This window comes from Streptomyces sp. NPDC059909, assembly GCF_042730885.1.
Taxonomy (GTDB): Bacteria; Actinomycetota; Actinomycetes; order Streptomycetales; family Streptomycetaceae; genus Streptomyces.
This window is the reverse complement of sequence record NZ_JBHWKX010000071.1, coordinates 1-13,193: the sequence shown is the minus strand read 5'-3', so window position 1 is coordinate 13,193 and position 13,193 is coordinate 1. Positions and strand designations below refer to the sequence as shown.

The window sequence follows — 13,193 nt, the reverse complement described above, 5'->3', positions numbered from 1 at the left end:
ATGTGGAAGTTCGGTCAGGTCTAGACGAGGTGCTTCGCGGGGCATATTGATCGATGTTGGCCTGCTTGAACTGAGTTGAGAGGGCGGTTCGTGAGTTATGAAGCCAGCGAGGCCGTCCAGGCCGTCGAGCAGGGCCTGGACAAGGCCTTCCGCGCGATCGGCCACGTCTCGTACAAGGAAGCTGCCGAGCCCCAGCCCGAGACCTCTGCTGCGCCGCCTCATTCACGGTCGAATTTCTATAACCGTCGCAGGCCGGACGGCGGCGCAGCTCGCCCCGTCAGCCTCGATTCTTCCGAGGGCTGACGGCGGCGTTGTGAGCGGCTGGCTGCCTGATATGTCCCGTGCCGTGTCGGGACTGGCCGTCGCGTGACGCTGCGGGGCGTCGGGTTCCACGGGCCCGAGGATGGTGCGGTGCCCTCCTTTCCAGTGTTGTCGGGGTGCCGGACTGCCGTCAGGTGAGGGCCGGGAGCTGGTGGGCCCGCTGCCAGGCGGTGGTGAATGCGCGTGTCCAGGGCCAGGTGCGGTCGAGGTGCAGGGTGCGCCTGCGGGCGTGGGCGGTGAGCCGGCCCGGCAGGTGGTACAGCTTTATGCGGATCGTCTCCGGCTGCGCGGCGGCGAGTTCGGGCTCGTCGTGCAGGAGGAGGAGCCGGGTCCATGCGTCGAGGTCGGTGGCGATCGTGGCGGCCAGCACCCAGGCGGCGTTCAGCTGCCAGGACTTCGAGGGCAGCAGTCCGAGGCCGACCCGTTTGATCGCTTTCACCCGGTCCTCGACCTCGGCGTGATCACGGTAGAGGGCGTCGACGAACCACACCTGCCCGGAGCCGGGAGCCCCGGAAAGTCCCTGGTGAGCGGGGATGTTCGTGGCGATGATCTGATAGCGCCAGCCGGTGCGCTTCTCGAAGGCGGTCAGCTTCTTCGCATCCCGCCGCGAGGGCTTGACCCGGCGCACGATCAGCCGCATCCCCTCGGGCCAGCCGGTCAGGTCACGGACCCCGGTCAGCTCGGCGACCTGGTAGGTCAGCCACTCGCCGTCGGGCCCCTTGATCTCGTGGACCCCGCCATCCTGTCGCAGCGCGGCCGTCCACGCCTTCTCGGGCAGCAGCGCGATGGCCTGCTCGTCCGGCTCGTTGATCGCCCAGCCGGTCACCCAGCGCACCCGGCGCCGGCTGGTGGTCAGCGTCTGAAGGTGGTCGAGGACCTCGTGGCTGAAGGCCGCACCGTCGACCCGGACCAGCAGCTTCGACCACAACGGCAGCGGGAGCTGCCGCAGCGCGGCGGCCAGAACGCTCTTGTGGTCGGCGACGTCGTTGGGCGGCGCATTGCCGGGCCGCAGCAGCATGGCGACGCACTCGCGGGTGTTGGCCACCCACGCCCCCAGCGGCATGTGGCCGAAGCTGCCCTTGAAGGTGCCCGCCGCGCCTTCCTTCCGGCTGGTGCAGGTGACGATGGTCGCGTCCAAATCGAGGACGTACCAGCCGGTCACCTCCCGGCCGCACACCGAGATCCAGGGGAAGCCGCCGGGACGCAGGGCGAGTAGCATCCACACCACTCGACGTATCGCGGCGCGGGCGCGCTCGATCCGGGCCGCGACCGGGGCGTCGATCGCCGCCAGGGCGCGGCGCAGGGTGCGGTCCGAGACCGGCCGTCCGAACACCGCCCGCCAGTGGTACTGAAGCTGCTCGGCCTCCAGGACGTTCGTCGCGCCGAGCACGATGGCGCAGGCCAGCTGGACCAGCGCCATCCCGCGGTCCCGCCAGCCCGGCCCGGTGCCCTTCGGCAGCGCGGCGCCCAGGGCGCGGGTCAGCCCGGTGCGGTCGGCGACCTTCCGCAGCAGCACCACCCCCGCGTGACCGATCAGGTTCTTGCCGTCGGCCCGCACGGCGAGCCGGTGATCCCATTCGGTAGCCTGCACCTGTTGGGTGCCTCTTCTCTGCGACGGTTTTGATCTCAGCAATCAGATCATTGCAGGTGGGAGGCACCCTTCTCCTGTTGGTGCGTCAGGTGACCGTCACAGCTGAATTCATGCCGACCGCGACGGTGGCGCGCTTGGCGCCGCGGTGGGGGACGAGTCGTCGGTACTGGGCGCCGAGGTAGGTGCCCTTGCTTCGGGCGGCGGTGGCGCCGGCCATGAACAGGGCGGTCTTGAGCCAGGTGTCCCCGTGGCGGGTGCGGCCGGACAGCCGCTTGCCGGCCGACTCCTTGTTGCCTGGGCACATCCCGGCCCAGGACGCGAGGTGTCCGGCGGTGGCGAAGCGGCCCATGTCCACCCCGACCTCGGCGATCAGGATCTGGGCCAGGGTCAGGCTGATCCCGGGGATGGTGATCAGGAGCTCGACCTGCGCACGCAGGGGCAGCAGTTGCCGGTTGATCTCCTCGCTCAGGCGGGTGATCCGTGCGTCGGCCTCGTCGATCGCGCGGAGCATCGAGGCGACCATGAACGCGTGGTGCTCGCTGAAGCTGCCGGTCAGCGCCCGGGTCAGCAGGGGCACCTTGCCCTGCAGGCTGCCCAGGGCGAGATCCGCCAGCACCTGCGGGTCGCGCTCGCCCGCGACCAGGGCGTCCAGCATGGCCCGGGCGGAGCGGCCGGTGATGTCGCTGACGACCGAGCTGAGCTTGATCCCGGCGTCTTCAAGGAACATCGCGAGCCGGTTGACGTCGCGGACCCGGTCGCGGGTGGTCTCGGTGCGGTACCGGGTCAGGTCACGAAGTTGGCGGATGTCACGCGGTGGCACGAAGCTGGGCCGGACCAGGCCGTACTCGACCAGGCGGCAGATCCACTCGCAGTCCTTCACGTCGGTCTTGCGGCCCGGGACGGTCTTGATGTGCTGGGCGTTCAGTAACCATGGCTCGATCCCTTCGGTGGCCTCCAGCAGGTAGAACAGGGGCTTCCAGTACGACGCGGTCGCCTCCATGCCCACCCGGGTGATCTGGTTCTCCACCAGCCAGTCCCGCAGTTCCAACAGGCCGTCGCTCATCGTGGAGAACGTTCGCACCTCACGCCGCGCCCGCTTCCCCGAGCCCGGCAGCCGGATGCAAACCTTGGCATCCGCCTTGCTCAAGTCGATGCCTGCGCACCGCTCTTCCACCACGTCCACGACAGTGCCCCTCCCCGTGAGTCGACCCGCGACGGGTGCCCGCCCTTCCAGGGCCACAGGATGCAAAGACGCTCTCTTGCGTGCTCATGGCAACAACATTGGATTCCTGCGCACGGCCCCCGCGTCCGACTGACTATCGGGCTCACTCGCACCAAGCACAAACGACGTCCTCCGGACGGGCACCCCGCCCCATTTTCCCGGCACCGGGGTGCGGCCGACAGGCCGCGGGATGACTGACTACATGATGGCGGCCGCGATCATCGGCGGCGCCGCGGTTCATGACGGAGTTGGCGGGGCGGCCGCTGCCCGGGTCCGCTCCCGCTGTGGAGACGGAGACGGAGGCGCGCGCCCTTCGGGGGGCGTGACGCTCGGCGGGGCGCCGGCCGGCCAGGCGATGGTGTGCCCGTATCACTCGGTTCGCAGGCGGCGGTTGGCGGCGTGGTTCACACGGTCGGCCGCCGCCGCGGCGCGTCGGGGGCATCGGTGCTTCGCGGCACCGAGCGTGCGCAGCAGGGGCTCATCGGGTCATCGGCCTCGCGTGGGTGGGTCATACGAGGGCGGTCATGCGGACGCGGGAAGGGCGAGGAGTTCGGCACGGCGGTGGCGGCCGTTCCCGGGCGTGTCCAGGGCGGAGGGGCGCTCGAAGGCTGGCTGTCCACGGTGGCGGCCGGTACCGAAGTCTGTGACAGGACGAAGGCGGCGGAGGGTCTTAGGGGTGCGGATCGACTGCTTCATGGTGTTCTCCTGGGGGTGTTTTCGAGCGGGTCCGGCTCAGATGCCGCGGGGGTCCTCGATGGCGCGGATGGTCCAGAGCTGGTCGAAGTGCCAGCGGTCGAAGTCGTAGGCGTGCTCGTTCGCCTGGGTGACGGTGGCCCAGCGTCCGTCGGTCCAGTGGTAGACGCGGTGGCCGTCGTAGCGGAGCTGGTGACCGTTGTCGCCGGAGCGCCAGTACGAGTGGCCCGACCCGTCCCGCTCGCCGTGCCATTCACGGTGCCCGTCCGAGAGGGACCAGCCCTGGCCGATGTGGAAGAGGCCGCCGCGCTCCGCCACGGCAACGACGGCGGTGCCGGGGTGGTGACCGCCGTGCTGAGCCGTGGGCAGGGCGGCCGCCGAAGCGGGTCCGGCGACGGCGACGAGCGCGCTTGCGGTCATCGTCGCGGTGGCTGCTGCGAGGGCGACGCGGGTTATCAGCTTCTTCATGGTTCTGGCTCCTTGCTTCGCCCGACTTGTCGAGGGGGCGACGAACGGTCGACGTGCTGTGCCGTGGGGCTCGTGGCCGATACGGCTGAGCAACGTCATGCGTTGACGCTATCAGATCGTTGAGGCAGATCAATAAAAGAACGGATGTGACTGTCGACTCATCGGGACGAAGCTGCCTGAAATGTCGTGATTACCCAGAAAGGGGTGGCATGACAAGGGGCCACGGGAATGTCCCGTGGCCCCAAATCGCCTGCTGGCGGGTCGGTCAGGTGCAGACGGTGTCGCTCTTGGATGTCCTCACCCGGGCCAGGAGCTTCCGGAGTGTCGAGAGCTCCTCGGGGGTGAAGTCGGCGAAGAGCTCCTGCTCCACCTTCGTGATGGCTTCCTGGGCCTTCGCTAGGACGCGGTCGCCTTCTTCGGTGAGCGCCACGATGTGACGGCGCCGGTCCGCCGGATCGCGCCGGCGCTCGACGAAGTGCGTGGCCTCCAGGTCGTTGAGGATCCCGCACAGGATGCTGGGATCCACCTCCAGAGCCCCCGCCATGCCCTTCTGGCTCATGTGCCCCGACTTGCCCAGCAGCATCAGCGTCGTGCCTTGGCGCGGCGTCAGTCCGCACAGTGTGAAGGCGTGCTCCATGCGGGCGTAGGCGATGGCGCCGTGCCGGGCGAGCAGAAAGCCGAGCCGGTCGAGGGGGTCCGCCTCGAGGGTGTCGGTCAGGTCCGCATTCATTGTCACCCCACTTATTGTATCAGTTTGGAAACTGTTACCTGAGTTGGATCATCTAATGATATCGATGATAGAGGATTCTCAATGATGGGGGAGGTTCAGTCCATAGCGGGAGCACGGTTCGCAGGGCCGGGGGCCGCGGTGGTGGAGGAGGAGGCGTGATCGGCGGTTTCGCCATGTCGTCCCAGACAGCCGCGAGCGGTTTGCCCTACGATCCGGGCTCCTCGGCCCTGGCGCAGGTGACCGGTGGGAGACCCGCTGCACCCTTGCCCTCACCCGCTTCGCTTCCCTGGCCGGGCGTGATGAAAGGCTCCGGGGCGTGCATGAGCGCTGGCACCATCCGCTGGACCAGAGCGGCCCGCGCTGTCGCATCGCCAGCCTCCGCTCCGAGGAGCAGTTCCTTGAGCGACCTGGGGTCCTGTCCGGATCCCTCTTTGGTCTCCGCAACACCGAACAGTCCCAGCGTGGACAGGATATTGCCGCGGTGCAGGAACAGCTGGGCGACCGCTGCCGACCACAGACGCGCGCGGGCTCCGGCGGTCTTCGCGGTGACCTGGCTCCGCGCAGACTCCTGGAGCGTTCCCCTCACGACCGGCCAGAACCGCCCCGTGTCGCGGATGGTGTGCTGGCCCGTCCCCTGCCCGGCATCCGGGAGAATCTCTGGGAACACGAGCGTGGTGATGGCCCGGACGGCGATCTCGCGCAGGACGACCGGGAAAGCCTCGTCGCCCGCGGGGACGAGCGGGCCGTCAGGGCATCGCGTACTCCGAGCAGATGCTTCCTCTTCGCCGGATGGCCTGGGGTTGGAGACCCGCACGGGCGGGTCTTCAACGGGGCGGCGTCCGCGGGGCGGTTGCCTGTCGTGCATGCCCGGGATCGTGTGCTGCTCACGGTCTCGGGCACGGTTCGGGATTTAGTGCCAGTGGATGTCGGTGAGGCTGTCGAGTGGTTGCCGCTCGGTGAGTGTTTCGGGCAGGGCGAGTGTGTCTGCCTTGCGCAGGGCGGCGGGGAAGCGGAGGTGGCCGCGTTCCTCGATCTCGTTGAGGTTGACCTGGAAGACGCGGAACTCGTCGAGTTCGAGGGCTTCGAGCTGGTTGAGGTTCTGGGTGAGTAGGAAGGCTTTGGCCTTGAGTTCGCCGTTCTCGGAGAATGCGATGACTTTCCAGTACTCGCGGGGGAGCTGGACGTTGCGGAAGAGGCGGTCGTCTTCCTGGAAGACCGGCCCGCCGAACGCGCTCACTTTCAGGTCGTCGACTTCGACGTCGGCGAAGACGGCGTCCTCGAGTTGTCCCCACAGTCCGCCCTTGCTGCTCTGGTTGAAGTCGTCCATCTGCGGGGTGATGTTGGTGTAGAAGAACGAGTCCAGGTTGGCTTGCTTGGCCTCGGCGGGAGGGCCCCAGAGCAGGTCGGCGCGGCGGGCGATGTGTCCGCGGTCGAGCCGGTTGGCCTCATACAGCTCGTTGCCGATCTGGACGTCGTCGTCGATGCGTGGGTCTTTGACGAACTTGATGCCGTTGCGGCTGAGTCGCTTGAGTGAGGCGCCGTCGATGTTCCAGGCCACCCAGAACGCGAAGCACCGTGACGCGCTCAGGGCAAGCGAGAAGTGTGTGTAGGGGATGACCTCGGAGCCGCCGTGCTGGACGGCGTCGTCCTTGATGGCTGCGTTGAGCTGCGGGACGTCGATCCGCTTTGCCAGGAAGCCGGTGTCGTATCCCTTGATGAGCTCGGCTTCTTCAACGGACGGGGGCGTGAGGCTGATCTCGAGCTTCTCGAAGACCGAGCGCGGCAGGCAGGCCAGCGCGTGCTCGTCCGGGTTGTCGCCGCTCTCACCGCCGAAGTGAAGGCCGGCCAGGACCTTGCTGGGGCGGCCGTTGCCGGCTTTGAACATCCAGACCGAACCGGAGTCGCCGCCTCGGCTGACCTCGTCGTCGGCGGGCGGGTTGTCCGGGTCGATGCCGATCTCGAAGCAGCCGATGATCTGCTCGCCGACACCCTCGCCGTAGTCGATCTTGGCGAGGGTGTCGATGCGCCGGACCACGCCGTGGGTGACCCCCGTGGTGCGGCCGCTTTTGATGACCTTGTCGCCGAGTTCCGGCTCGCCCAGGTCCTCCGGCGCGACGCCGAGTTCGAGGATCTCCCTGCTGAACTGGCGGTCCTCGATCGTCGCCACCGCGCAGTCCCCTGCCATACCGAGGTGGGAGCGCTTTAGGATGCCGAGGCGGTTGAGGGTGATGCGGTTGTCGTCGTGCGGGCCGGGCTGCACGACCGTCTCGCCCAGGGCGCCGTCCGGGCCGTGCAGCACGTGCCAGTTGCTCAGGACGTAGGGGGTTGCGTCGTTCCTGTCGAAGACGATGCAGCCGATGGTGCCGGCCGAGACCTCGACATGCCCGACACTCGCCCCGGGCAGGATCGGGTCGAGACGTTGCTTGCGGATCGGGCTCTGCGCCTCGGCGACGACACGAAACTGCGTCGTATAGCTGCGCTGGATGACGTCGGTGGGGACCTCGACGCCGTCCACCTCGATCGCCTCCGGCAGCTCGGTGGTTCCCAGCGCCTCCAATACCTCGGGTTCGGAGGTCTTCACATCCACCGTGAACTGCAGCGTAAGCTCCTTGACCGTCTCATCGTCCTTTTGCCGGTAGCCGATGCCGATAGAGGTCACGTTCGGATCGGCGAGGTAGCTCGGGCCCTTCGTCCGGATGAACTGCCTCAGTGAGGCGACACGTTTGTCCTGCTCGGAGACGGCCTTGGACGTCGCGGACTTCTTCTTGGCAACCACGAATGGGTCCCTTCACAAAGGAGGTGCCGGCGTGGGGACAGAGGATGTCGCCGCCCCGGAGGCGACCGGAGCGGATAACCGTTCGAGAGATCCTGGGACCGGACGGCGCTGAGCGGCGTGCCGTCGTTGTGGCCCGCAGGCTGCAGGCAGGCAGCAGCAGCCACAGCCACCCCATCGGCACCAGAAGTGATCAGAGCATGACTTTCCGTACTCCGTGGAGTCTAGGGGGTGGAAACCCAGAGAGCACTGCCCAAACGTTCCGCCAGGCGCGCCCAGCAGGTCACGCCGGGGAAGGATGTACGGGCATGCTCGTCACCTACGAGCCTGCCCTGTAAGCGACACTGCTGCTCGCGGCCCGCACCCCTGGCCGGTCCTCCGGGCCCGGCCAGCGCACCTGCCCCGGCCTCAACGGCGGAGGCGGTAGCGGGTCAGGCGCGAGCGGGCCTTGCCCGGGCTGAGTCCGAGCGCCTTCCCGACCGTCTCCCGCGACAGCTCATTGGCCTCCGCCGCATGGTTGGCGTCCCGCCCTGCATGTGTGGTGAGGCGCTCCAGCGCGGCCACGGCCTTCAGCGCGGTCACCGGGGCCTGCTCGGCGAGCGTGGTCAGCTGGTTCTCCAGCCGCTCGATTGTCTCGGTGAGTTCCGCCAGCAGCGGGACCGTGTGGCGCTCGACGGTGCGGATGTCCAGCTGGTCGTCCTTCACGTCCAGCGCATGCCGATTCCCGACAACTGCTCGACCTGCTCGGGGGTGAGCGATGCCGCTCTGGAGCGCAGATTGCTGACCCAGACGCCGAGCCGGACCTCATGCGGCCCCTGGCTGTCAGGGCTGTCGACGGACACGCTCATGGTTTCGATGTGCTTGCGCGGGACGCGCAGGTGCCCTTCGCGGTTGCAGAACTGGGTGGCGGCGGCGAGGTTGATCGCCCACTTGTCGCGGTGGCTGCGCCTCGGTTTGGGCTTCTCGTTCTTGGCTGCGGGCTCGATTCCGAGGACCTGCCGGCACATCCACTGCTGCACGGTGGTGAGCCTGTGCCAGCCGAGCTGCTGCGCGCGTACCCAGCGCCCCAGATCCTCACCCTGGCGTACGACGTTGCCCGGCGTGGTGGGGAGAGCGCCGCTGGCGTGGACGTGGAGCCGGGTGAGGTGGAAGCAGCGCTGCCAGGCCAGTGGCCAGGCCGGGCACCAGGAGGGGTCGATGTCGTCGAGGGCCTCGCGTCGTTCGTCGCTGAGTGCGGTGACCGGACCGCCGTCGCGCTGCCTCGTCTCGCCGGGCGGCAGATCCTGTTCGCGGTCCTGTGCCTCGATGTCGGTGCGGCGTGCGGCGGCTCGCTGGTTCTTCAGCCACACACCGACCGGGTAGCCGTTCCAGGTGGCGTCGACGGGTGCCAGGAGGTGGCCGTGTTCGCCGGCCCACGCCCGGGCGGCGGTAAGGCCTTCTTCGAAGGCGACGTCGAAGGGTGACCAGATCATGCCGAGCCGGTCCAGCTGCTCGATACGGTCCTCGTCGAGGCGGCCTTGCCCATAGGCGCGGCGGGCCTCGGCGATCCACCGGCCGAGCGGGAACCCGGCCAGGCCCGCGGGCCAGTGGTCGGTGTCGGGGACGGTGAAGTCGTAGGGAACCTTCAGGTCTCCGTGTGCTCGGGTGTAGGTGAGGGCGGCGTCGATGCCGCGCCGCCAGTGCTCTCGTTCGGGGTTGATGACGCGCAGTTCGACGAACGCGGCCAGCTGCGCGGGGTCCCTGGGGGTGGAGAACTGGAGCAGGCCTGCCGCCCGGGCACTGACCTCGCCCATGCCGGCCTCGTGCTCGGGGCGCTCGGCGGCGGGCGTGTAGCGGCTGGGGGCCTGGGGCTCGGCGAGCTGCTCCACGATGCGGGCATCGTGCGCTCGCAGTGCCTCCAGCAGGCGGGCAAGTCCGTCGTAGGCCTTGGAGGTGAGCATCGTCTCCGGCGTCTCGCCGGGTGCCAGCAGCACGGGCACGACCAGGGACGCCGTCTTGTCCTCGCCGGGATGCATGCGCAGGGCCCGGCCCACGGCCTGCACCAGATCCGGCATCGAGCCGCGCACGTCGGCGAAGAACACCGAATCACACTGGGCGGTGTCCACGCCCTCGCCGAGGACCTTCACCGAGCTGAGGAACGACTTCTCCACCACCGTTCGGTCAGGGGCGATCTGGGAGGCGAACTCGTCGAGCACGCGCTTGCGGTGCCCTGGCCTGTGGTCGCCGGACAGCCACTGGGCCCAGACCGTCTTCGGGTACAGCTCCGGGTCGCTCGCGTGCAGCTTCGCCGCCACGTCAGGCAGGCCGGCCGCAAATGCCTCGGCTTCGGCGATGCGGTGATGGAAGACGAGCGTACGCGTCAGATTTTGCTCGGCTGCGGCCTTGACGAGCGCGGTCTGCAGCGCCGCGAGCCGCGCCCCGCGCATCTCCTCCGAGCCCGCATCCACACCACGCAGCACCGCCGACTGGTAGGCCGGATCGGTCACCTCCACCACCACGACCTGGTATGGGGCACAGATACGCCGATCGATCGCATCCGACAGGGACAGAGTGTGACAGCGCGCCCCGAACACCCCGCCCGCATCGTCGTCCATGGAAGCCACCAGCTCCCCAGGCCGCACACCCTCACCGTTCTCGCGAGCTGCCACAGCCGCGGCGTCGCCGTCATATACAAACGCCGATCGGCCGGCACCCGCCGATTGTCGTGCACCACCGACCACGGCTTCCCGATCGTGCCCGACGTCCGGTGCGCCTCGTCCACACAGATCAGCGACCACGCCTCAAGGCCCGCCCGATGGGCACGCTCCAGCGTGCCCAGACCCAGCGACGCGTACGTCGCGAACACGGTCACCTTCTCCAACCCCCGGCACCACAGCCCCAGCTCCTCGGCATCGGTGGTACTCGGGAAACCGGCCTCGTCGCCGCGTAGGGAGGACACCCCGACCAACGGGCCCGTCCGGCCACCCTCACGCCACGCAGCCGCGGTCTGCGTCAAGAGGTCCAGCGACGGCACCAGCACCAACACCCGCGCAGCGCGCAGCGCCTCCGCGGCGCGCTGCGCCACCAGCGTCTTGCCGCTGCCGGTCGCCATCACCACCTGGGTACGCACGCCCCGCTCCGTCATGCCGGTGCGGGCCTGTGCGTCCATGGCCCGGACGATGGCATCGACAGCTTCTCGCTGATGGGGGCGCAGGATCCTCGTCGTCATCTTGCAGAAAGCCTTCGGTCTCGACTGTCCAACGGGCAGCGGGCGTTTAAACGTGGCGCCGGGGTCAGCTTTCCTTGCCGTGGTGCTTGCGGACGTGGTTGGCAACGTTGGCGGGCGCGCCGGGGTAGCCGCAGGGGATCGTGCCCGCTGCGCCAGCGCTGCGGACTCTCACCGCCGCCGGTCAGCGTCAGACTTGATCGCCAAGCACCGCGTCATCACCCGCGCGAGAGGGACCGCCGTGTGATGCCCGACTGTGCTGACAAGCGGACCCATCGTCCCCAGCGCGCGCGGCGCTGTTGGTGGTGTGGTTCAGGCGGCGGGGGCCTGGTAGAGCCCCCGGCCGGCGCGGTGGGCGCGGGAGGTGGCGATGAGGCGGTCGAGGGTGCTGCGGACGGTGTTGATGCTGCCGGTGCTGTCGTCGCGGCCGAGGGCCTTGGCCACATCCCTGGCGCGCAGCGGGACGTCGGCGTTGCGGGCCAGGACGGCGATCACCTGCTCGGTGAGACCGGCGGTGTCCTGAACAGTTTCGGAGGGCGTGGTGCTCGGTGACTGCTTGGTCTTCTTCGCTGCCTTGGCAGCGGTGGGCTTTGTCGCCGGGCGGCGCTTGACCGGCTTGTCCGCCGGCTTGGCGGAGGCCCTCTTCGTGGTGCCGGCGCGGGTCTTGCGGGCCTTCCGCGCGGGTGCTGTCTTCTGCGTTGCCACTGCAGGCTCGGCAGGCTCGTCAGACACAACAGCTTCGGCCGCGGCCGGTTCGGGTTCCGGGCTCGTGTCGGTGGCAGGCTCGCTCGAGGCCGAGTCCGTAGATGTCGCTTCGGCGTCAGCGGGGGCAGGGGCCTCGGCGGCGCGGGGCTGCGGGACGGTGATGGCCGACAGGGCGCTCAGTGCGGTCAAGGCGCCGCGGACCGATTCCAGACGCTGCGAAACGGCAGCAAGCTCCTCCTGGAGTGCCTGCTGGTGCTTCTCAAGCTGGGGAAGCTCTTCCTGGAGCAGGGCAGTTGTTGCTTCGATGCTGTTGGCTGCGGTGGCTGCCGTTGTCATGGTGTACTCCTGAGAAGTGGGGGCGGGCATCTGGGACATGTTCGCTGTTGTGAGTGCAGAGTACGGCTGTTGCACAGCGGATTGCACATCACCTCGTCCGGGCCGCGCGCTCGCGGCCCATCAGGCGGCGACCGGCGACGTCGAGCAGGCTCATATCGACGCCGTGGCCGCAGGCACGTGCGGACAGTGGCTGCTGGACGGGCTGCTGGGCGTCGACCGGGCGATGGCCGAACCCCTGGCACGCGCAGCCGCCAGCGGGCGTATGGAGGAGGCCGCTCTGGCGCTGACGCTTCCCCTCGTCGCACAGGACAGGACGGCGAACTGGTTGGTGCGCTCCTCGCCCTCCCGCCGGGCATGGTGTTCCAGACCGTCAGCGAGGCCGGCTACGAGACGCACGCCCTTCTGGCCATGCTCAAGTACACCAAGATCAAGGCCCTCGCGGTCGCCGAGGACGCCCGCGGCCGGGGCCTGGGCGCGGCTCTGCTGAGGCGCTGTGCGCAGCTGTACTGGCAGCTCGACTTCATGCTGCTGTACGGGGAATTCGAGACCGGCCGAGCTCTTGGGCCGTTCTACGCCAGGCGGGTTCACCGTGCTCGAGCCGGGAGAAACCACCGACATCGGCTACGTCCTGACCGGCCGGCCGATCGCGATGGGAGCCGGGCAGGGAGAGCAGCTCTTCTTCCGCTGGAGAAGGAACTGACCACGCCGCGACGGCGCCAGGTCCACCGCCTCGGAGTGTCGGTGTACCGGGTCATGTGCAGAGGTAGGCCTCGCTCCAGCGAGCCCCGGTGCGACGAAACGGGGAGCCCCTGTGCAGCACCGATGCTTTGGCGGGCGCGGTGCGGCGGAGGGGCTCCCCGGTTGGGCGTGGCGGTCGCGTGCCCTGATGAACGCGAACTCATAAGAAAGGACATGCATGACCACGACCGGGAGCGAGGCTACTGCCCCGGCGTAGCACGTACAACAACGGTGTCCGGCGGATGATGCGGGCTCCGGCGCCTGCTCTAGTCCCGGACTTCGCGGGTCACCGTTTCAGCTTGACGTTTAACGTCGCCGGTCACCCGACCTGCTGATCTGCGGTTCTTTCCGAGACAGCGGTGGCGGCCGTTCTCCACGCTTCGAGATGTCGAGTCACGAAGTACAAGAGAA

At 68.7% G+C, this 13,193-nt stretch carries 12 protein-coding genes and 1 pseudogene; 2 read left to right on the top strand and 11 right to left on the bottom strand.

Going from position 1 to position 13,193, the window contains the following annotated elements:
* The first annotated feature begins 90 nt into the window (after positions 1-90).
* Positions 91-303 (top strand): hypothetical protein, encoded by a 213-nt coding sequence (locus ACFV9O_RS32570; RefSeq protein WP_385424271.1) that lies wholly within the window; start codon positions 91-93, stop codon positions 301-303.
* 148 nt (positions 304-451) lie between these two features.
* Here ACFV9O_RS32570 and ACFV9O_RS32565 read toward each other — a convergent pair whose 3' ends face one another.
* The 11 genes from ACFV9O_RS32565 to ACFV9O_RS32515 form a co-directional block, all read right to left on the bottom strand.
* Positions 452-1,912 (bottom strand): IS1380 family transposase, encoded by a 1,461-nt coding sequence (locus tag ACFV9O_RS32565; RefSeq protein WP_385424268.1) that lies wholly within the window; start codon positions 1,910-1,912, stop codon positions 452-454.
* Positions 1,913-1,997: 85 nt separating this feature from the next.
* A complete protein-coding gene (locus ACFV9O_RS32560; RefSeq protein ID WP_385424265.1) occupies positions 1,998-3,095 on the bottom strand; it encodes an IS110 family transposase in 1,098 nt (365 codons plus the stop codon).
* A 561-nt stretch (positions 3,096-3,656) separates the two neighbouring features.
* Positions 3,657-3,830 (bottom strand): hypothetical protein, encoded by a 174-nt coding sequence (locus tag ACFV9O_RS32555; protein WP_385424263.1) that lies wholly within the window; start codon positions 3,828-3,830, stop codon positions 3,657-3,659.
* A gap of 36 nt (positions 3,831-3,866) precedes the next feature.
* On the bottom strand, positions 3,867-4,295 hold the full coding sequence (locus ACFV9O_RS32550; protein WP_385424260.1) for a hypothetical protein: 429 nt from the start codon (positions 4,293-4,295) through the stop codon (positions 3,867-3,869).
* Positions 4,296-4,560: 265 nt separating this feature from the next.
* The gene (locus ACFV9O_RS32545; protein ID WP_385424304.1) at positions 4,561-5,025 is read right to left on the bottom strand and encodes a MarR family winged helix-turn-helix transcriptional regulator; all 465 of its coding nucleotides are present in this window, start codon (positions 5,023-5,025) and stop codon (positions 4,561-4,563) included.
* Positions 5,026-5,230: 205 nt separating this feature from the next.
* A complete protein-coding gene (locus tag ACFV9O_RS32540) occupies positions 5,231-5,890 on the bottom strand; it encodes a hypothetical protein (RefSeq protein ID WP_385424258.1) in 660 nt (219 codons plus the stop codon).
* 45 nt (positions 5,891-5,935) lie between these two features.
* On the bottom strand, positions 5,936-7,801 hold the full coding sequence (locus ACFV9O_RS32535; protein ID WP_385424256.1) for a DNA/RNA non-specific endonuclease: 1,866 nt from the start codon (positions 7,799-7,801) through the stop codon (positions 5,936-5,938).
* A gap of 405 nt (positions 7,802-8,206) precedes the next feature.
* Entirely contained in the window at positions 8,207-8,503 is a 297-nt protein-coding gene (locus tag ACFV9O_RS32530) for a hypothetical protein (protein WP_385424254.1), read from the bottom strand.
* On the bottom strand, positions 8,500-10,284 hold the full coding sequence (locus ACFV9O_RS32525; RefSeq protein ID WP_385424252.1) for a Helicase associated domain protein: 1,785 nt from the start codon (positions 10,282-10,284) through the stop codon (positions 8,500-8,502). Before ACFV9O_RS32525 ends, ACFV9O_RS32530 begins: the two co-directional genes overlap by 4 nt.
* Complete coding sequence (locus ACFV9O_RS32520; protein ID WP_385424249.1) at positions 10,281-10,946, bottom strand: DEAD/DEAH box helicase family protein; 666 nt, start codon at positions 10,944-10,946, stop codon at positions 10,281-10,283. Before ACFV9O_RS32520 ends, ACFV9O_RS32525 begins: the two co-directional genes overlap by 4 nt.
* Before the next feature lie 369 nt (positions 10,947-11,315).
* The gene (locus tag ACFV9O_RS32515) at positions 11,316-12,044 is read right to left on the bottom strand and encodes a hypothetical protein (RefSeq protein ID WP_385424246.1); all 729 of its coding nucleotides are present in this window, start codon (positions 12,042-12,044) and stop codon (positions 11,316-11,318) included.
* Between the two features lie 354 nt (positions 12,045-12,398).
* On the opposite strand from ACFV9O_RS32515, the pseudogene ACFV9O_RS32510 reads away from it, so the two are divergent.
* Positions 12,399-12,506: pseudogene (locus ACFV9O_RS32510) on the top strand (hypothetical protein); the annotation flags it as partial.
* Positions 12,507-13,193: the final 687 nt, after the last annotated feature.

Excerpts from the sequence above, each read along its gene's own strand:
- ACFV9O_RS32555 (WP_385424263.1), bottom strand. The coding sequence starts at position 3,830 with ATGAAGCAGTCGATCCGCACCCCTAAGACCCTCCGCCGCCTTCGTCCT.
- ACFV9O_RS32550 (WP_385424260.1), bottom strand. The coding sequence starts at position 4,295 with ATGAAGAAGCTGATAACCCGCGTCGCCCTCGCAGCAGCCACCGCGACG.
- ACFV9O_RS32545 (WP_385424304.1), bottom strand. The coding sequence starts at position 5,025 with ATGAATGCGGACCTGACCGACACCCTCGAGGCGGACCCCCTCGACCGG.
- ACFV9O_RS32540 (WP_385424258.1), bottom strand. The coding sequence starts at position 5,890 with ATGCACGACAGGCAACCGCCCCGCGGACGCCGCCCCGTTGAAGACCCG.
- ACFV9O_RS32520 (WP_385424249.1), bottom strand. The coding sequence starts at position 10,946 with ATGGACGCACAGGCCCGCACCGGCATGACGGAGCGGGGCGTGCGTACC.
- ACFV9O_RS32515 (WP_385424246.1), bottom strand. The coding sequence starts at position 12,044 with ATGACAACGGCAGCCACCGCAGCCAACAGCATCGAAGCAACAACTGCC.